The sequence below is a fragment of the Lysobacter defluvii IMMIB APB-9 = DSM 18482 genome, from assembly GCF_000423325.1.
Lineage (GTDB): Bacteria > Pseudomonadota > Gammaproteobacteria > Xanthomonadales > Xanthomonadaceae > Novilysobacter > Novilysobacter defluvii.
This window is the reverse complement of the sequence record NZ_AUHT01000011.1, coordinates 87,036-104,732: the sequence shown is the minus strand read 5'-3', so window position 1 is coordinate 104,732 and position 17,697 is coordinate 87,036. Positions and strand designations below refer to the sequence as shown.

Below are 17,697 nucleotides of genomic sequence, written 5' to 3'. Positions count from 1 at the left end.
CTACCGCTTCGGCAGGTACAGCAACGGATCGACCGGCTTGCCGTTGTAGCGGATCTCGAAGTGCAGCATGTCCCGCGAGGCGCCACTGCGGCCGACCTCGGCGATCTGCTGCCCGCCCTTGACCAGCTCGCCCTCGTTGACCATCCGGTTGCGGTTGTGGCCGTACGCGGACAGCCACTGGTCGCTGTGCTTGATGATGATCAGCTCGCCGTAGCCCACCAGCCCGGAACCGGAGTACACGACGGTGCCGTCGGCGGTCGCGCGCACCGGCGCGCCGCCGGTGGCGGCGATGTCGATGCCCTGGCGGGTCGGGTCGCCGTCCCGGTAGGAGCTGAGCAGGTTGCCGTCCACCGGCCAGCTCCACTTGATGGAATTGGCGACGGCCTTCCCCGTCGGCGTCGGCGCCGGCCTGCTCGCCGGGGGCTGCGGCCTGGCAGCCGGCGGCGTGGAGGAAGGGCGGGTGCCCGCGGTGCTGCGCGGCGGCATCCGCCCCGCATTGGAGTCGGGGTAGAGCTTCAGGCGCTGGCCCGGGTAGATCGTGTATGGCGGCGGGATGTTGTTCCAGGCCGCCAGGTCCAGGGTGCTGATGCCGTTGTTGGTGGCGATGCGGTAGAGGTTGTCGCCGCGCTTGACGACCGTGGTCGCCCCGTACTTCGGCGTGGAACCGCCGGCAGCGGAGGTGCGGGTAACCGTGCTGCTGGCACACGCCGTCAGCAGCAGGGCCAGCAACGCCACGAGGGCGGCCTGGACCGGGAACGGAGTGGCGGGTGCGCGTACGTTACTCATGCGGAAAGGCAGTCTCCTTGGTGCACGGCGGCGCGGCTCATCGCAGGAACTCCATCCAGGCCAAGACGAGCAGCACCAGGACGGCCACGATCCAGCCGAGGGCCTCGATGTAGCGGCGCAGGACGGGCTCGACGCGGGGACCTCCCCACGCAACCAGACCCGCGACCAGCAGGAACCTCGTACCGCGTCCGACCAGCGAGCCGACCAGGAAAGGTAGCAAGCCGATGCCGGTCGCGCCCGACGCGATGGTGAACACCTTGTACGGGATCGGCGTGAACGCGGCGACGAACACGATCCAGAAACCGTACCGGACGAACAGCTCCTGGATTTCCACGAAGGTCGCGTCCCAGCCGAGCCGCAGCATCAGCGGCCAGACCGCGTCCAGCGCCAGTGCGCCCAGGGCGTAGCCGACGACGCCGCCAAGCACCGAACCCACCGTGCACAGCACCCCGAGGCGCACCCAGCGCGACGGCGTGGCGAGCGCCATCGGCGCCAGCATCACGTCCACGGGAATGGGGAAGAACACCGATTCGGCGACGCTCATCCAGAACAGGTAGCGTGCCGCCAGCCGGTGCCCTGCCCACGCCCGGCAGCGGTCATAGATCGGGCCGAATAGCCTCATCGGGATCGTCCTGTGGTGACTCAGTCCACCAGCCCGGCGAGCAGCGGCACGAAGACCACCTGCCCCAGCTCGCGCCGCTTCAGCTGCCCGGTTGCCTCGCGCTCGAGCACCACCAGCGACTGCGCGTTCGATGGCCCCACTGGCGCCACCATGATGCCGCCGGGCGCGAGCTGGTCCGCCAGTCCCTCCACCAGCGCCGGGGCCGCGGCGGTAACCAGGATGGCATCGAATGGGCCGTTCTCCGGCCAGCCCAGGCGCCCGTCGTCGTGCTTGCTGCGCACCTCCAGTCCGAGCTGGCGGAACCGCTTGCGGGCGCTGCGCAGCAGGTCTCCGATCCGTTCGACGGTGTGCACCTCCAGCCCGAGCGCGGCCAGGATCGCGGCCTGGTACCCCGACCCCGTACCGACTTCGAGCACCTTTCCGGGCCCCGCGGCAAGCAGGACCTCGGTCATCTTGGCCACCACCCACGGTTGGGAGATGGTCTGGCCGTGGCCGATCGGCAGCGCGGTGTCCTCGTAGGCGCGCGTTGCCAGCGCCTCGTCGACGAACAGGTGGCGTGGCACCAGCCGGACCGCCTCGAGCACGCGCTCGTCGGCGATGCCGTTGGCGCGCAGCCGCTCCACCAGCCGGTCGCGGACCCGCTGCGAAGTCAGCCCGCTGCCCATGGTCTCCGGCTGCAGCCGCATGCGCGGGGTCATTCGCGGACCGTCCCGGTCAGGTGGGCCTCAAGGCCCGCCACCCAGCTGGCGACCTGCTCCAGCGCCTGGTAGCGCGTCAGGTCGACCTTGATCGGGGTGATGGAGATGTGGCCGGTGCGTACCGAGTGGAAATCGGTACCCGGGCCAGCGTCTTCCTCGGCGCCGGCCGGCCCGATCCACCACCACTGGCGGCCCCGCGGGTCGGTCTGGGGGATGCACGCCTCGGCGCGGTGGCGGCTGCCCAGCCGCCCGACCTCGAACCCGCGGATCTCCTCCCAGGGCAGGTCGGGCACGTTGACGTTGAGGATGGTGTCCGCCGGCAACGGGTCGACCTGGAGCCGGGCGATGATCTCGGCCGCGGCGCGGGCGGCGGTCGGATAGTGGCGGCCGACCCCGTCGACGGTGGCCAGCGACACGGCGACCGCGGGCAGGCCCAGGAACCGGCCCTCCATCGCGGCGGCGACGGTTCCGGAATAGATCACGTCATCGCCGAGGTTGGCGACGTTGTTGATGCCGGACACGACGATATCCGGTTCCTCCTCGAGCATGCCGGTGATCGCCACGTGGACCGCATCGGTCGGCGTGCCGAACACGCGCCAGGTGGTCGGGTCCTGCTGGACCACCCGCACCGGCATGTCGAGCGTCAGCGAGTTGCTGGCACCGGAACGGTCGCGGTCGGGCGCCACCACCAGGACATCGTGGCCGGCGGCGCGCAGCCCCTCGGCGAGGTGCCGGATCCCCGGCGCGTCGACACCGTCGTCGTTGCTGACCAGAACTCGCATGGTCTCCCTTGGCAGCGGCCCGCGGGCGCTTGGCTGGAGGTGGAAATGGACGCCCCGCGGCCTCGTCGCGGCCGGTGCCGGGCCGCCCCGGGCGGCCGCGATTGGCGAGCGGCCATGATAGCCGACCCGGCCACCCCGGGCCGACCCGGCAGCGGGTAGGCTTGGGGCTTTCGCACCCGCCCCGCCCATGCCCACCGACACTGACGACGACAGCGAGCTGTTCCGCGCCGCCATCGGCGAGGTGCGTCCCCTGCCCGACCGCCCCGCCCCGCCAGGGCGGCCCCGCCCGCGGCCGCGCGCCCGCATGGCCGAGCGCGACGAGGAGGCCGCCCGGGACGAGTTCCGGCACGCGCTGGAGGAACTGCCGCTGGAGGCCGACGACGTGCTCTCCTACCGCCAGGAGTCCCTGCCCGGGCGCGCCTGGCAGCGGCTGAAGCGCGGCGAGATCTCCGCCCAGGAGGAACTGGACCTGCACGGCCTGGATGCACGCACCGCGGAGAGCCTGCTGCGCGAGTTCCTGGCCGATGCGCGCGAGCACGGCCTGGGCTGCGTGCGGGTGATCCACGGCAAGGGCCGCGGCAGCGACGATGTCGGCAGCCGCGGCGCGCCGGTGCTCAAGAACCTGGTGGACCGGATGCTGCGCCAGCGCTCCGGCGTGCTTGCCTTCCACTCCGCGCCTCGGGCGCAGGGCGGGACGGGCGCCGTCCTGGTGCTGCTGGCGCGCCGCAGGAGCTGAAAGCTATCCTTCCTCCCGACCTTCGGCCGGAGCAGGGCCGGCCAGGTCGTCGAGGATCGGGCAGTCCGGGCGTCCGTCCCCGTGGCACTGGGCGGCAAGCTCCTCCAGGGTGCGCTGCATGGCCTGCAGTTCGCTGATCTTCCCGGCGAGCTCCCGCGCGTGCGCCGTCGCGAGCCGCTTCACATCCGCGCTGGCACGGCTTCGGTCGTTCCACAGGTCCAGCAGCGCCGCGATGTCGGCGGTCTCGAACCCCAGCGAGCGCGCCCGGCGCACGAACCGCAGGCGGTGGATGTCGGCCTTGCTGTACAGGCGGTAGCCGGCGCGGGTGCGCGTCGCCTCCGGGATCAGTCCGGTGCGCTCGTAGTGCCGGATCATCCGGGCGCTGACTCCGGAAAGCGCCGCTGCCTCGCCGATGTTGTGGATGCCGTCCGTGCCGGCACCCTCTCCGCGGTCATGGGACATCGCGGGCCTCTTCCACCTTGGCCGCGGGCGGCCGGTCCAAGTCCCTCGCCGACAACGGTCGCCAGCGCTGCAGCAGCAGGGTGTTGGCCACCACGCTCACCGAGGAGAATGCCATCGCGGCACCTGCAATCACCGGGTCCAGCAGCCCCGCGGCCGCCAGTGGGATTCCGAGCACGTTGTAGCCGAAGGCCCAGAACAGGTTCTGGTGGATCTTCCGGGTGGTGCGGCGGGATACGTCCACCGCGTCGGCCACCAGCGAGGGGTCCGGCCGCATCAGCGTGACCGCGGCGGCGTGCATCGCCACGTCCGTGCCGGTGCCCATGGCGATGCCGACGTCGGCCGCCGCCAGCGCGGGCGCGTCGTTGATGCCGTCGCCGACCATGGCGACGGTGCCGCTGGAACGCAGCGCCGCGACCGCCTCTGCCTTCTGCGCCGGCATGACGTTGGCCCGCACTTCGTCGATCCCGATGGCACGGGCCACCGCGCCGGCGGCGCCCTCGTTGTCGCCGGAGATCATGACCGTGCGCACGCCGAGTTCGTGCAGGCGCTCCACCGCGGCGCGCGCCTCGGGGCGCGGCTCGTCCCGGAACGCCAGCACGCCGAGCACGCGGACGGCCCCGTCCTGCCCGCGCGCCACCCAGGAAACCGTATGGCCATCGGCCTGGAGGGCGGCAGCGATGTCCGCCAGCGGTCCGCGGTCCGCCCCGGCCTCTTCCATCATGGCGGTGGAACCCAGCAGCACGCGTGCGCCGCCAGCTTCGCCCTCGACGCCACGCCCGGCCACCGCGCGCACGTTGGCGACCGCCTCGCGCGGGATGCCCGTGGCCGCGTCCAGCACCGCCTGTGCCAGCGGATGCTCGCTGCCGGCCTGCAGGCCGGCCGCAAGGGACAGCAGCCCGTCCCGGTCGCCATCGACCGCAACCGCCTCCACCAGCACCGGGCGGCCGCTGGTCAGCGTCCCGGTCTTGTCGAAGGCCACCAGGCGGATCCGGTGCGCCACCTCCAGCGCCTCGGCATCCTTGATCAGGATGCCGGCACGGGCGGCCACGCCGGTCCCGGCCATGATCGCGGTCGGCGTTGCCAGGCCCAGCGCGCACGGGCAGGCGATCACCAGCACCGACACGGCGTTGAGGATGGCGGTGGTCCAGTCGCCGGTGGCCAGTCCCCAGCCCAGCATCGTGAGCAGGGCGATCGCGACGACTACCGGCACGAATACCGCGCTGACCCGGTCCACCACCTTCTGGATCGGCGCCTTCTTCGCCTGCGCGTCCTCGACCAGGCGGACGATCCGCGACAGCGCCGATTCCGCGCCCACCGCGGTGGTTTCCACCAGCACCCGGCCCTCGCCGTTCACCGCGCCGCCGGTGACCGCATCGCCCGGGGACTTCGGCACCGGCAGGGACTCGCCGGTGACCAGGGATTCGTCGGCATGGGTGCGTCCCTCGATGATGCGCCCGTCGACCGGGAAGCGTTCCCCGGGGCGGACCACCACCAGGTCGCCCACGCGTACTTCGGCCACCGGGACCTCGACCTCGTCGCCACCGCGCATCAGGCGCGCCGTTCCCGGGCGCAGCGCCTGCAGCGCGCGGATTGCGTCGGTGGTCCTGCGCCTGGCCCGGGACTCCAGGTACTTGCCCAGCAGGATCAGGGTGATGATCGCGGCGGACGCCTCGAAGTACAGCGGCGGCTCGCCCCCGCCCGGTACCGGCCGCAGCAGGTGGTAGAGGCTGAGCCCGTAGGCCGCCGACGTACCCAGCGCGACCAGCAGGTCCATGTTGCCGGTGCGCGCCTTCAGCGCATGCCAGCCCGCGCGGTAGAAGCGCGCGCCAAGCCAGAACTGCACCGGGGTGGCCAGCGCCCACTGCACCCAGCCGGGCAACATCCAGTGCTGCCCGAACAGCATGCCGGCCATCGGCAGCACGAGGGGCAGGGTCAGCAGCACCGCGACCAGCAGGTGGCGGGCCTCGCGGGTGGCTCGTCGCGCCGCAGCCGGCGCATCGCCCGCACCCTCGCTGCGGTGGACGCGGGCCTGGTACCCGGCGGCCGCGACTGCCTGCAGCAGGGCCACCTCGTCGGGATCGCCGGCGGTGGTAACCGACGCACGCTCGGTGGCCAGGTTCACGTTGGCAGCCAGCACACCCGGGACGCCCCTGAGCGCGCGCTCGACGCGCCCGACGCACGAGGCGCAGCTCATGCCCTCCACGGCGAGTTCCAGGCTGCTGGCAGGGACCCTGTAACCCGCCTTCTCGACCGCGGCGACCAGCGCAGCGGAATCCAGGGATGCGCCTGCGCGGACCTCGGCAGTCTCACTCGCGAGGTTGACCGTCACCTCCTCTACGCCGGGCAGTCCCTGCAGGGCCCGCTCGACCCGGCCCACGCACGAGGCGCAGCTCATTCCCTCCACGGGGATCTTCATCAAAGGCTCCTGATCGCGTCGACGGGGGGAGTGTCCACCCTGCCATCGTGTCAAGGTCAAGTGCGCGGGACAGCAGTCGCATCCTCAAGCGTGCCCAGCTCTGCGAGCAGCGAGGTCGCGTAGGTGCCGGGGGGAAGCGTGAACTCCAACTCCAGCACGTGGGCGGCGGGCCAGTGCCACGTCAGCCCTTCCGGCCGCAGGCGCAGAGCGCGCCGCTCCTGCTCCAGCCCCGCGCGCTCCAGCCCGTCACGCAGCCGCAGCGATTGCCCGTCGGCCACGGCCTGCAGCTCCAGCGCCCGCGCCTGGCCCGAGGTGCGGAGCTCGCCACGGCCCCACAACGGCCCCGTGGGGTGGATGTCGAAGCGCTGCAGCCGGGCGGCGAGCTCCGCGTCCAGCACCTGCGGCCCGAACACGCTCCGGCTCCCGTCGAGCATCCACACCTCGCCCTCCGGAAGGCCGGTTGCCCAGCTGCCATCCACCACCCGCGCGGCCAGGACCCGGTTGAACAGCTGCGAGCGCGCGGCGGACAGCAGCATGGTGCGCTGTTCGCGCCCGACCCGGCGCCCGGCGAACATCGCCAGGGCCTTGCCCACGTTGCCACCGCCATGCCCGAAGCGCTGCACACCGAAGTAGTTGGGCACCCCGGCCGCGGCGATGGCCTGCAACCGCGCCTCGACCCCGTCGCGCCCGCCCTGCAGTTCGCGCAGGACCAGGGTGAAGCGGTTGCCCGACAGCGCGCCGCGGGCCAGTTTGCGCGAGTGCCGCGCGGCGTCCACGACGCGCAGCGACTCGCCTCCTTCGTCCAGTTCCAGCTCCGCGGGGTCGGGATCCGGACGGCCCGGCAGCCACACGCTGAAACGCTGGGTGGTGACCGCGTGGCGATCCTTGAGGCCCGCATGGCCCACGTCGCGCTCCTGCACCCCGGCCCACCCGGCGATGCGGCGCACGGCGTGCGCGGTGTTCATGCCGCGCTTGGTGACGGTCAGCAGCAGGTGTTCGCCGCTGCCATCGGCCTCGAAGGACGGCAGTTCGGTGACCCGGAAATCCTCCGGCCGGACCCGGTAACGGCCCTGCAGGACCGGTGCGCCATGCGCACGCGGCAGGCCGCCCTCGCCAACGGTACTCATCCCCGCGTGAGCAGGCACACCGCCATGGCCGCGATGCCCTCGCCGCGCCCGGTGAAACCGAGCTTCTCGCTGGTGGTGGCCTTGACGCTGACCCGGCCGGCATCGACCTGCAGGTCGGCGGCCAGGGTTTCCCGCATCGCCTGTGCATGCGGGCCGATCTTCGGGCGCTCGCAGATGACCGTGACGTCGGCGTTGGACAGCGACCAGCCATCGCGTGCCGCCAGCTCGCGGCAGTGGCGCAGGAAGGCGCGGCTGTCGGCGTCCTTCCACTGCGGATCCGTCGGCGGGAAGTGCTGGCCGATGTCGCCCAGGGCCAGCGCCCCGAGCATGGCGTCGCACAGCGCGTGGATCGCCACGTCGCCGTCCGAGTGGGCCAGCACCCCGCGCTCATGCGGCACCCGCACGCCGCCGACGACCACGTGGTCGCCCTCCCCGAAGGCATGGACGTCGTAGCCCTGCCCGATCCGCATTTCCATTACCTGCTCCGTGAAACCAGGAATTCCGCCAGCGCCAGGTCGGCCGGCGTGGTGACCTTGAGGTTGTCCTCGCGCCCCTCCACCAGGCGAGGCCGCGCACCGCCGAGCTCCATCGCCATGGCCTCGTCGGTGACCTGCACGCCCATGTCCTTCGCGCGCTCCAGCGCGCGCAGCAGCGGTCCGTGGCGGAAGGCCTGCGGCGTCAGGGCACGCCAGAGCCGCTCGCGGGGCTCGGTGGCGTCGATGGCCGCATCGGTGCCCGCGCGCTTGAGCGTGTCGCGCACCGGTGCGGCCAGGATGGCGCCGTCCGGGTGGGCCTCCGCGGCCTCAAGCAGCCGCGCGAGGTCGGCGGCGGCGAGGTTGGGCCGGGCGGCGTCGTGGACCAGCACCAGCGTCCCGTCGCCGGCACCGGGGACCGCCCGCAGCGCGGCCAGCACCGAGTCCGCCCGCTCGCTCCCGCCTTCGCACCGCAGCACCGGCTTGCCCGCCAGCTCCCGCCAGCCCGGCCACAGCTCGTCGTCCGCGGCCAGCGCCACCACTGCCCCGGCGACGCGCGGATGGGCGAGCACCGCCTCCAGCGCATGCGCGATCACCGGCTTGCCGGCCAATGGCAAGTACTGCTTGGGCGTGGGACCGCCGAAGCGGGTGCCCCTGCCCGCCGCCGGCACCACGGCCCAGGCCGGGCCGCTCATTCGACGGGTTCCGGGGCGGGCCGGGGTGCGTTCTCGATCACCCGGTAGAAGGTCTCGCCGGGACGGATCATGCCCAGCTCGCTGCGCGCGCGCTCCTCGACGGCGGCCTCGCCGGACTTCAGGTCCTCGACCTCTGCGGCCAGGGCGTCGTTGCGCTGCTGCAGGCCCTCGTTCTCCCGGCGCTGCTCGCGGACCTGGTCCTCGAGGGCCTCCACCGACGGGCGGCCGCCCTCGCCGGACCAGAGCCGGAGCTGCAGCATCACCAGGATGGCGACCAGCAGCAGCACCAGGGCCCCGGTCCAGCGCATGGGCGTGTCCTCAGCGGCGCAGCGAGGTGAAGGCCGCGCGGCCGGCGTAGCGGGCGGCGCTGCCGAGCTGCTCCTCGATGCGCAGTAGCTGGTTGTACTTGGCCACGCGGTCGCTGCGGCACAGCGAGCCGGTCTTGATCTGGGTGGCGGTGGTGGCCACGGCGATGTCGGCGATGGTGGTGTCCTCGGTCTCGCCAGAACGGTGCGAGACCACCGCCGCGTAGCCGGCCCGCCCGGCCATGGCGATCGCCTCCAGGGTCTCGGTCAGCGTGCCGACCTGGTTGACCTTGATCAGGATCGCGTTGCCCAGGCCCTGCTCGATGCCCTCGGCGAAGATCTGCGGGTTGGTCACGAACAGGTCGTCGCCGACCAGCTGGACCCGGCCGCCAAGGCGCTCGGTCAGCAGCTTCCAGCCCTCGCGGTCGCCCTCGTCCATGCCGTCCTCGATGGTGACGATGGGGTACTGGTCGCACCAGCCGGCCAGGAAGTCGGTGAACTGCTCGGCGGTCAGGCGCTTGCCCTCGCCGGTCAGGTGGTACTTGCCGTTGTCATGGAACTCGCTGGAGGCCACGTCCAGGCCCAGCAGCACGTCCTCGCCGGCGTGGTACCCGGCCTTGCCGATGGCCTCCAGGATGGTCTCCAGCGCTTCCTCGTTGCTGCGCAGGTCCGGGGCGAAGCCGCCCTCGTCGCCCACGGCCGTCGACAGGCCGCGGCCGCGCAGCACGGACTTGAGCGCGTGGAAGATCTCGGTGCCGGCGCGCAGGCTCTCGGAGAAGCTGGAGAAGCCCACCGGCAGCACCATGAACTCCTGCAGGTCGACGTTGTTGTCGGCATGCGCGCCACCGTTGACGATGTTCATCATCGGCACCGGCAGGACCGGTTCGGCGCCCGTGGAGGCGGCCAGGTGCTGCCACAGCGGCACCTTCTTCGACATGGCGACGGCGTGCGCGTTGGCCATCGAGACGCCCAGCAGCGCATTGGCGCCCAGCCGGCCCTTGTTCTCGGTGCCGTCCAGGTCGATCAGGCGGTGGTCCAGCCCGGCCTGGTCGTCCGCATCCAGGCCGGTGACGGCCTGGGCGATGGTGGTGTTGACGTTCTCCACCGCCTGGCGGACGCCCTTGCCCAGGTACCGGGTCTTGTCGCCGTCACGAAGCTCCACCGCCTCGCGCGAGCCGGTCGAGGCGCCGGAGGGCACCATCGCGCGGCCGAAGCTGCCGTCGGCCAGGGTGACCTCGGCCTCGAGCGTGGGATTGCCGCGGCTGTCGAGGATCTCGCGGGCGTGGACTTTCGCAATCTTCGTCATGTCGTCTCTTGGAGGATTCGATAAACAGGAGGCGTCGGGCGGCGCTCAGGCGCCGGATTCCAGGAAGCCGTTGCGCTTGGTGACCGCGTCGATCGCCACGAGGGTCTCGAGCAGCGCGCGCATCTTGCCCAGCGGCCAGGCATTGGGCCCGTCGGACAGCGCCTTGTCGGGGTCCGGATGGGTTTCCATGAAGATGCCGGCGATGCCCACGGCCATGGCCGCGCGCGAGAGCACCGGCACGAACTCGCGCTGGCCGCCGGACTTGCCGCCGGCACCGCCGGGCAGCTGCACGCTGTGCGTCGCGTCGAACACCACCGGGCAGCCGGTGTCGCGCATCACCGCCAGCGAGCGCATGTCGCTGACCAGGTTGTTGTAGCCGAAGCTGGCGCCGCGCTCGCAGACCATGATGTCGCGGTTGCCGGTGGCCAGTGCCTTCTCGGCGACGTGCTTCATCTCCCAGGGGGAGAGGAACTGGCCCTTCTTGATGTTCACCGGCTTGCCGGCGCTGGCGACCTTCTGGATGAAGTCGGTCTGCCGGCACAGGAAGGCCGGGGTCTGCAGCACGTCGACGACGGCGGCGACCTCGTCCATCGGCGTGTACTCGTGCACGTCGGTCAGCACCGGCACGCCGAGCTGGCGCTTCACTTCGTCCAGGACCTTCAGGCCCTCCTCCATGCCCGGGCCACGGAAGCCGGACACCGAGGTGCGGTTGGCCTTGTCGAAGCTGGACTTGAAGATGAAGGGGATGCCGAGCTCGCCGGTGATCTCCTTGAGCCTGCCGGCGGTGTCGAGCTGCAGCTGCATCGACTCGATCACGCACGGGCCGGCGATCAGGAAGAACGGCTGGTCCAGGCCAACCTCGAATCCACAAAGCTTCATGCACTCACCTCCTCGGGAACGGCGTCCGCGTGGGCGGCCTTGTAGCGGCGGGCCGCCTCGATGAAGCCGACGAACAGCGGGTGCCCGTCGCGCGGGGTGGACAGGAATTCCGGGTGCGCCTGGCAGGCCAGGAACCATGGGTGGCGGTCCGTGGGCAGCTCGACCATCTCCACCAGCAGGTCGTCCATCGACTTGGCGCTGATGACCAGGCCGGCGTCCTCGAGCTGGGCGCGGTAGCGGTTGTTGAACTCGTAGCGGTGGCGGTGGCGCTCGCCGACCACGTCGCGCCCGTACAGGCGGTGGGCCAGCGTGCCGGGGCGCAGGCGCTGCTCCTGCAGGCCCAGGCGCATGGTCCCGCCCAGGTCGGAGTCCTCGCTGCGGCGCTCGAGCTCGCCGGTGGCGGTGCGCCACTCCGTGATCAGGCCGATCACCGGGTGCGGCGTGGCCTTGTCGTTCTCGGTGCTGTTGGCGCCTTCCAGGCCGGCGACGTGGCGGGCGTAGTCGATCACCGCCGCCTGCATGCCGTAGCAGATGCCGAAGTACGGGATGCGGTTCTCGCGCGCATGCCGGGAGCTGAGCACCTTGCCCTCGAAGCCGCGGTCGCCGAAGCCGCCGGGCACCAGGATGCCGTGCACGCCCTCCAGCAGCTCCGCACCGTTCTTCTCGACGTCGCTGGACTCCAGCCAGCGCAGCCGGACCCGGGTGCGCTGGCGCAGGCCGCCGTGCTTGAGCGCCTCGGCCACGGACTTGTACGCGTCCTGGTGGTCGACGTACTTGCCGACGATGGCGATGGTGACCTCGTCGTCCGGGTTCTGGGTGGCGTCGACCACCGCGTCCCACTCCGACAGGTCGGCCGGGCCGGCATTCAGGCGCAGGCGCTCGATGACCAGGTCGTCCAGGCCCTGCTCGTGGAACCGCGCGGGCATCTTGTAGATGTTGTCCAGGTCGACCGCCGACACCACCGCACGCTCGGAGACGTTGGTGAACAGCGCGATCTTGCGCCGCTCGCTGTCGGGCAGCGGCTGCTCGGAGCGGCAGACCAGGATGTCGGGCTGGATGCCGATCGAGCGCAGCTCCTTGACCGAGTGCTGGGTGGGCTTGGTCTTGAGCTCGCCGGCCGCGGCGATCCACGGCACCAGCGTCAGGTGCATGAACAGCGCCTTGTCCGGCCCGCGCTCGGTGCGGATCTGGCGGATCGCCTCCAGGAACGGCAGCGACTCGATGTCGCCGACGGTTCCGCCGATCTCCACCAGCCCGACGTCGAAGCCCTCGGTGGCCTCGAAGATGCCGCGCTTGATCTCGTCGGTGATGTGCGGGATCACCTGCACGGTGCCGCCCAGGTAGTCGCCCCGGCGCTCCTTCCGGATCACGCTCTCGTAGATGCGGCCGGTGGTGATGGAATTCTTGCGGCCCAGGCGGGTGCGCACGTAGCGCTCGTAGTGCCCCAGGTCCAGGTCGGTCTCCGCGCCATCGTCGGTGACGTACACCTCGCCATGCTGGAACGGGCTCATGGTGCCCGGGTCGACGTTGATGTACGGGTCTAGCTTCATCATCGTCACGCGCAGGCCGCGCGATTCGAGGATGGCCGCCAACGAGGCCGCCGCAATGCCCTTGCCAAGCGAGGACACCACGCCGCCGGTGACGAAGATCAGGGGAGTCATGGTCTAGCTGCCGCTGGAAAGCCGTAGTTTACCGGGTCGCCGCAGCCGCCGCGACCGCTTGACAGGCGCGCCCGCCCGCCGCCCCATGCGGGCGGCGGCGTGCAGCCCGGCCCGTGGCGACGGGCCGGCGGCGCCTTAGCGGCGCCAGTCCTCTTCCTCTTCGCGCTCCACCGGGCGCGCCTCGCCGCGTGCCTCGGCGGCCTCGCGGGCCTTGCGGGCCTCCTCCGCGGCGCGGCGGGTGGCCTCGCGCCTGGCCTCGGCGGCGCTGCGGTCGGCGCGTTCGGCGGCCTGCGCCGCCTTGTCCTGGTTCGCGGCCGTCCCGCGGGCGGGCTCGGCCTGCTGGGCGTGGGCGGCCAGGGCCACGCCGGCAAGCGCCAGCGCCGCGGGTACCAGCAACAGGGTCCGGATCTTCATCGGCTCTTCCTCCTGGGTGGGATCGGCGCCGCCTCCCCCTTTCGACGACCCCGCAAAGGCTATCCGCTCCCGTGCAGCGGGCACCTGAAGACGCGGCGCGCGCGGGCCTGGCCGTTCAGCCAGCACCCGCGCCGCCGCGTCCGGGAGCAACCTTGACCACCCCCGCGACGGCCCGCATTCTGGCGGACTTCACGCAATCCACCCGGCAGTACGCCCCGAATGAATACCCGCTACAACGCCGCCGACATCGAAGTGCTGTCGGGCCTGGATCCGGTCAAGCGCCGGCCGGGCATGTACACCGACACCACGCGGCCCAACCACCTGGCCCAGGAGGTGATCGACAACGCGGTCGACGAGGCGCTGGCCGGGCACGCGCGGGTGGTCGAGGTGACCCTGCATGCAGACGGCAGCTGCGAGGTGTCCGACGACGGCCGCGGCATGCCGGTGGACATCCACCCCGAGGAGGGCGTGCCGGGCGTCGAGCTGATCCTCACCCGGCTGCACGCCGGCGGGAAGTTCTCCAACCGCAACTACACCTTCTCCGGGGGCCTGCACGGGGTGGGCGTGAGCGTCGTGAACGCGCTCAGCACCCGGGTCGAGGTGTACATCAAGCGCGACGGCAGCGAGCACCACATCGCCTTCGCCAACGGCGAGCGCTCCAGCGAGCTTGAGGTCACCGGCAGCGTCGGCAGGCGCAACACCGGCACGCGGCTGCGCTTCTGGCCGGACGCGAAGTACTTCGACACCCCGAAGTTCAACCTGCGCGCGCTCAAGCACCTGCTGCGCGCCAAGGCGGTGCTCTGCCCCGGCCTCACCGTGCGCCTGGCCGAGGAGGCCAGTGGCGAGCAGGTCGAGTGGCATTACGAGAACGGCCTGCGCGACTACCTGCTGGGTGAGCTGGAGGGCCGCGAGCTGCTGCCGCCGGAGCTGTTCATCGGCGGGCTGACCCGCCAGACCGAGACGGTGGAGTGGGCGGTGGCGTGGGCCGCGGAGGGCGAGCTGGTCCAGGAGAGCTACGTCAACCTGATCCCGACCGCCCAGCACGGCACCCACGTCAACGGGCTGCGCAGCGGCTTCACCGACGCGCTGCGCAAGTTCTGTGACTTCCGCAGCCTGCTGCCGCGGGGGGTGAAGCTGGCGCCGGAGGACGTGTGGGACCGCGTCAGCTTCGTGCTCAGCCTGAAGATGACCGACCCGCAGTTCAGCGGCCAGACCAAGGAGCGGCTGAGCTCCCGCCAGGCCGCCGGCTTCATCGAGGGCGCCGCCGAGGACGCCTTCACCCTGTGGCTCAACCAGCACGTGGAGCTGGGCGAGCGCATCGCGCAGCTGGCGATCGAGCGCGCCAGCGCGCGGCTGAAGACCGAGAAGCAGGTCACCCGCAAGAAGGTCACCCAGGGCCCGGCCCTGCCCGGCAAGCTCGCCGACTGCATCAGCCAGGACCTGTCGCGCACCGAGCTGTTCCTGGTCGAGGGCGACTCGGCGGGCGGCAGCGCCAAGCAGGCGCGCGACAAGGACTTCCAGGCGATCCTCCCGCTGCGCGGCAAGATCCTCAACACCTGGGAGGTGGCCTCCGGCAGCGTGCTGGCCTCCCAGGAAGTCCATGACCTGGCGGTCGCGATCGGCTGCGACCCCGGCAAGGACGACCTGTCGGGCCTGCGCTACGGCAAGGTGATCATCCTCGCCGACGCCGACTCCGACGGGCTGCACATCGCCACCCTGCTCACCGCGCTGTTCCTGCAGCACTTCCCTGCGCTGGTCCGCGCCGGCCACGTGTTCGTGGCCATGCCGCCGCTGTTCCGCATCGACCTGGGCAAGCAGGTGCACTACGCGCTGGACGAGGAGGAGAAGCAGATCCTGCTCGACCAGATCGAGCGCGAGAAGGCGCAGAAGAAAAAGGGGTCGGCGGGCGCGGTGCAGGTGACCCGCTTCAAGGGCCTGGGCGAGATGAATCCCTCGCAGCTGCGCGAGTCGACCATCCATCCCGACACCCGCCGGCTGGTGCAGCTGACCGTCGACGACGGCGAGCAGACCCGCGCCCTGATGGACATGCTGCTGGCGCGCAAGCGCGCCGGCGACCGCAAGGCCTGGCTGGAGGAGAAGGGCGACCTGGCGACGCTGGAGGTCTGACCCAGGGCCGCCGGCTTCGCAGGAGCGGCGGGAATCAACGCGCCAGGGTCGCTTCGAGCAGCTGCCCGAGCACCGGCTGCAGGCGCGCCGCCTTCGCCTCGTCGTATTCGCCGGTCGCCTCGTCCATGTAGCAGCGCTGGCTGGTCTCCATCTGCACCGCCTCGATGCCCTCGTCGGGGCGCCCGTAGTGGCGGGTGATGTGGCCGCCCTTGAAGCGGCCGTTGGCCACCCAGTCGTAGTCGTCCTGCGCGGCCAGGACGGTTTCCAGGCGCTGCTGCAGCGCGGGGGTGCAACTGGTCCCCGCCGCGGTGCCCAGGTTGAGGTCGGGCAGCCGGCCCTCGAACAGGAACGGCAGCCCGCTGCCGCGGATCGAGTGGCCTTCCCACAGCACCACCCGGCCGTGTTCGCCGCGCAGCCGCTCCAGTTCCTCGCGCAGGGCCTGGTGGTAGGGACGCCAGTAGCGCTCGATGCGGGTGGCGACCTCCTCGGCGGAGGGTTCCTGTCCTTCCAGGTAGACCGGGCCGCCGTCGAAGCGGGTGGTCGGGCACAGGCCGGTGGTGTTCTGCCCCGGGTACAGCGAGGTGTCGTCCTCGGGACGGTTCAGGTCGACCACGTAGCGCGAGTAGCGCGGCACCAGGACCGAGGCACCCAGGCCGCGGGCGAAGGCGTACAGGCGCGACACGTGCCAGTCGGTGTCGGGCGCCGACCGCGCCGGCGGCTGCATGCGCTCGGCAAGCGCCGGCGGGATCTCGCTGCCGTCGTGGGGAAGGCTCACCAGCAGCGGCGCGCTGCCCTGGTCGAGGCGGTAGCTGTGCATCACGTCCATTCTCAGGTTCCCTGCATCAGCACCACTTCCTCGGCGCTGGTCGGATGGATGGCGACGGTGTCGTTGAGGTCGTCGATGGTGGCGCCCATGCGCACGGCGACCGCGAAGCCCTGCAGGATCTCGTCGGCGGCCTCGCCCAGCAGGTGCACGCCCACGACGCGGCGCTCGCTGCCCACGCACACCAGCTTGAACAGGCTGCGCTGCGGCACGTCCGCCAGCGCGTTGAGCATCGGCCGGAAGCCGGCGCGGTAGACCGAGACCGATTCGGCGCCATGGCGCTCCATCGCCTGCTCGGTGGTGAGGCCGACCATGCCAAGCGGGGGATGGCTGAACACCACGCTGGGGATGTTGCCGGCGTCCAGCGGGCGGTCGCGGCCGGCGAACAGCCGGTCCATCAGCCGCCTTGCGGCGGCGATCGCGACCGGGGTCAGCTGCACGCCCGGGGTGACGTCCCCCACCGCGTGGATGCCCTCCACGCTGGTGTCGTGGCGGGCGTCGACCCGCACGTGCCCGCGCCGGTCGAGCTCCACCCCTACCTGCTCCAGCCCGAGGCCGGCGGTGTTGGGCACCCGCCCGGTGGCGAACAGCACCCGGTCGAAGACCGGATCCTCCAGCCCTTCGGCGACCACCCGCACCCGCCCGCCCTCGCGCTCCAGCGCACTGGCCTCGCATCCGAACCGGATGCCGATCCCGGACTGCCGGTAATCATCGGCCAGGACCCGTGACAGCTCCTCGTCGAACGGCGTGAGCAAGCGCTGGCCACGCACCAGCAACTCCACCTGGCTGCCCAGCGCCTGCAGCACGCCGGCCAGCTCGACGCCGATGTAGCCACCACCGATCACCGCCACCCGCCGCGGCGGCTCGACCCAGCCGAAGAAGTCATCGGAGGTGCCGCCCAGCTCCGCACCCGCGATGGGCGGGCGGCTCGCACGGGCGCCGGTGGCAAGCAGGATCCGCTTCGCCCGCAGGTACACCCCGTCCCCGCAGGCGACGGTACCGGCATCGCGCAGGGCCCCGCGCATGGCCAGGACGGCGATGCCGGCCTCGTCCAGCCGCCGCCGGTAGCTTTCGTGGATGTTGCCGATGTAGCGCTGGCGATGGCCGATGAAGGTGGGCCAGTCCAGGCCCGCCGGCTCCACGTCGAAGCCGAGTGGCCGTGCGAGGCCGAGCTTGCGCCCCACCTCGGCTGCCAGCCACATCGCCTTCTTCGGCACGCAGCCCGCGTTGACGCAGGTGCCACCCAGTGCCTCCGGCTCGAGCAGGGCCACCCTGGCGCCGTGCGAGGCGGCGCGGAACGCGCCGGCCAACCCGCCGGAGCCTCCGCCGATCACGATCAGGTCGAAGTCGCGTGACATGCATTCCTCCAATCCGGAGGGCCACGC

At 71.7% G+C, this 17,697-nt stretch carries 18 protein-coding genes; 2 read left to right on the top strand and 16 right to left on the bottom strand.

The genetic code is table 11. From position 1 onward, the window contains the following. From G545_RS0109740 to surE, 4 genes are read right to left on the bottom strand one after another with little or no spacing between them, the layout of a single operon-like run. Positions 1 to 786, bottom strand: a complete 786-nt coding sequence (locus tag G545_RS0109740) for a peptidoglycan DD-metalloendopeptidase family protein (protein ID WP_027070219.1) — start codon at positions 784 to 786, stop codon at positions 1 to 3. Between the two features lie 37 nt (positions 787 to 823). Further along, complete coding sequence (locus tag G545_RS0109735) at positions 824 to 1,408, bottom strand: YqaA family protein (protein WP_027070218.1); 585 nt, start codon at positions 1,406 to 1,408, stop codon at positions 824 to 826. 20 nt (positions 1,409 to 1,428) lie between these two features. Then, positions 1,429 to 2,106, bottom strand: a complete 678-nt coding sequence (locus G545_RS0109730; protein WP_027070217.1) for a protein-L-isoaspartate(D-aspartate) O-methyltransferase — start codon at positions 2,104 to 2,106, stop codon at positions 1,429 to 1,431. Next, complete coding sequence (gene surE, locus G545_RS0109725) at positions 2,103 to 2,888, bottom strand: 5'/3'-nucleotidase SurE (protein WP_027070216.1); 786 nt, start codon at positions 2,886 to 2,888, stop codon at positions 2,103 to 2,105. The genes G545_RS0109730 and surE overlap by 4 nt, the downstream gene beginning before the upstream one ends. Positions 2,889 to 3,075: 187 nt before the next feature. On the opposite strand from surE, the gene G545_RS0109720 reads away from it, so the two are divergent. Further along, on the top strand, positions 3,076 to 3,624 hold the full coding sequence (locus G545_RS0109720) for a Smr/MutS family protein (protein ID WP_027070215.1): 549 nt from the start codon (positions 3,076 to 3,078) through the stop codon (positions 3,622 to 3,624). A 3-nt stretch (positions 3,625 to 3,627) separates the two neighbouring features. Here G545_RS0109720 and cueR read toward each other — a convergent pair whose 3' ends face one another. The 10 genes from cueR to G545_RS0109670 all read right to left on the bottom strand — a co-directional run bounded on the left by cueR (position 3,628) and on the right by G545_RS0109670 (position 13,362). After that, the gene (cueR, locus tag G545_RS0109715) at positions 3,628 to 4,086 is read right to left on the bottom strand and encodes a Cu(I)-responsive transcriptional regulator (RefSeq protein ID WP_052106856.1); all 459 of its coding nucleotides are present in this window, start codon (positions 4,084 to 4,086) and stop codon (positions 3,628 to 3,630) included. Next, the gene (locus G545_RS14335) at positions 4,076 to 6,502 is read right to left on the bottom strand and encodes a heavy metal translocating P-type ATPase (protein WP_052106855.1); all 2,427 of its coding nucleotides are present in this window, start codon (positions 6,500 to 6,502) and stop codon (positions 4,076 to 4,078) included. The genes cueR and G545_RS14335 overlap by 11 nt, the downstream gene beginning before the upstream one ends. Positions 6,503 to 6,558: 56 nt before the next feature. After that, on the bottom strand, positions 6,559 to 7,629 hold the full coding sequence (truD, locus tag G545_RS0109705; RefSeq protein ID WP_027070213.1) for a tRNA pseudouridine(13) synthase TruD: 1,071 nt from the start codon (positions 7,627 to 7,629) through the stop codon (positions 6,559 to 6,561). Continuing rightward, positions 7,626 to 8,099 carry a 2-C-methyl-D-erythritol 2,4-cyclodiphosphate synthase gene (gene ispF / locus G545_RS0109700; protein ID WP_027070212.1) on the bottom strand — a complete coding sequence of 158 codons (474 nt, stop codon included), beginning with the start codon at positions 8,097 to 8,099 and terminating at the stop codon, positions 7,626 to 7,628. Before ispF ends, truD begins: the two co-directional genes overlap by 4 nt. Positions 8,100 to 8,104: 5 nt before the next feature. Continuing rightward, positions 8,105 to 8,797: a 2-C-methyl-D-erythritol 4-phosphate cytidylyltransferase gene (gene ispD / locus G545_RS0109695; protein ID WP_027070211.1), complete on the bottom strand. Its 693-nt coding sequence runs from the start codon at positions 8,795 to 8,797 to the stop codon at positions 8,105 to 8,107. After that, positions 8,794 to 9,105 carry a cell division protein FtsB gene (gene ftsB, locus G545_RS14330; protein ID WP_036138762.1) on the bottom strand — a complete coding sequence of 104 codons (312 nt, stop codon included), beginning with the start codon at positions 9,103 to 9,105 and terminating at the stop codon, positions 8,794 to 8,796. The genes ispD and ftsB overlap by 4 nt, the downstream gene beginning before the upstream one ends. Before the next feature lie 10 nt (positions 9,106 to 9,115). After that, positions 9,116 to 10,408, bottom strand: coding sequence for a phosphopyruvate hydratase (gene eno, locus G545_RS0109685; RefSeq protein ID WP_027070210.1), 1,293 nt, complete (start codon positions 10,406 to 10,408; stop codon positions 9,116 to 9,118). Positions 10,409 to 10,453: 45 nt separating this feature from the next. After that, the gene (kdsA, locus tag G545_RS0109680; RefSeq protein WP_027070209.1) at positions 10,454 to 11,287 is read right to left on the bottom strand and encodes a 3-deoxy-8-phosphooctulonate synthase; all 834 of its coding nucleotides are present in this window, start codon (positions 11,285 to 11,287) and stop codon (positions 10,454 to 10,456) included. Further along, a complete protein-coding gene (locus G545_RS0109675; RefSeq protein ID WP_027070208.1) occupies positions 11,284 to 12,948 on the bottom strand; it encodes a CTP synthase in 1,665 nt (554 codons plus the stop codon). The genes kdsA and G545_RS0109675 overlap by 4 nt, the downstream gene beginning before the upstream one ends. A gap of 135 nt (positions 12,949 to 13,083) precedes the next feature. Next, positions 13,084 to 13,362, bottom strand: coding sequence for a hypothetical protein (locus G545_RS0109670; protein ID WP_027070207.1), 279 nt, complete (start codon positions 13,360 to 13,362; stop codon positions 13,084 to 13,086). A 219-nt stretch (positions 13,363 to 13,581) separates the two neighbouring features. Between G545_RS0109670 and parE the strand changes: the two genes are divergently transcribed. Further along, entirely contained in the window at positions 13,582 to 15,489 is a 1,908-nt protein-coding gene (gene parE / locus G545_RS0109665) for a DNA topoisomerase IV subunit B (protein ID WP_027070206.1), read from the top strand. A gap of 34 nt (positions 15,490 to 15,523) precedes the next feature. On the opposite strand, the gene hutG is transcribed toward parE, so the two are convergent. Both hutG and gorA read right to left on the bottom strand, forming a co-directional pair. Further along, the gene (gene hutG, locus G545_RS0109660; protein ID WP_407059639.1) at positions 15,524 to 16,306 is read right to left on the bottom strand and encodes an N-formylglutamate deformylase; all 783 of its coding nucleotides are present in this window, start codon (positions 16,304 to 16,306) and stop codon (positions 15,524 to 15,526) included. Positions 16,307 to 16,317: 11 nt separating this feature from the next. Further along, positions 16,318 to 17,670 (bottom strand): glutathione-disulfide reductase, encoded by a 1,353-nt coding sequence (gene gorA, locus G545_RS0109655; protein WP_027070204.1) that lies wholly within the window; start codon positions 17,668 to 17,670, stop codon positions 16,318 to 16,320. Positions 17,671 to 17,697: the final 27 nt, after the last annotated feature.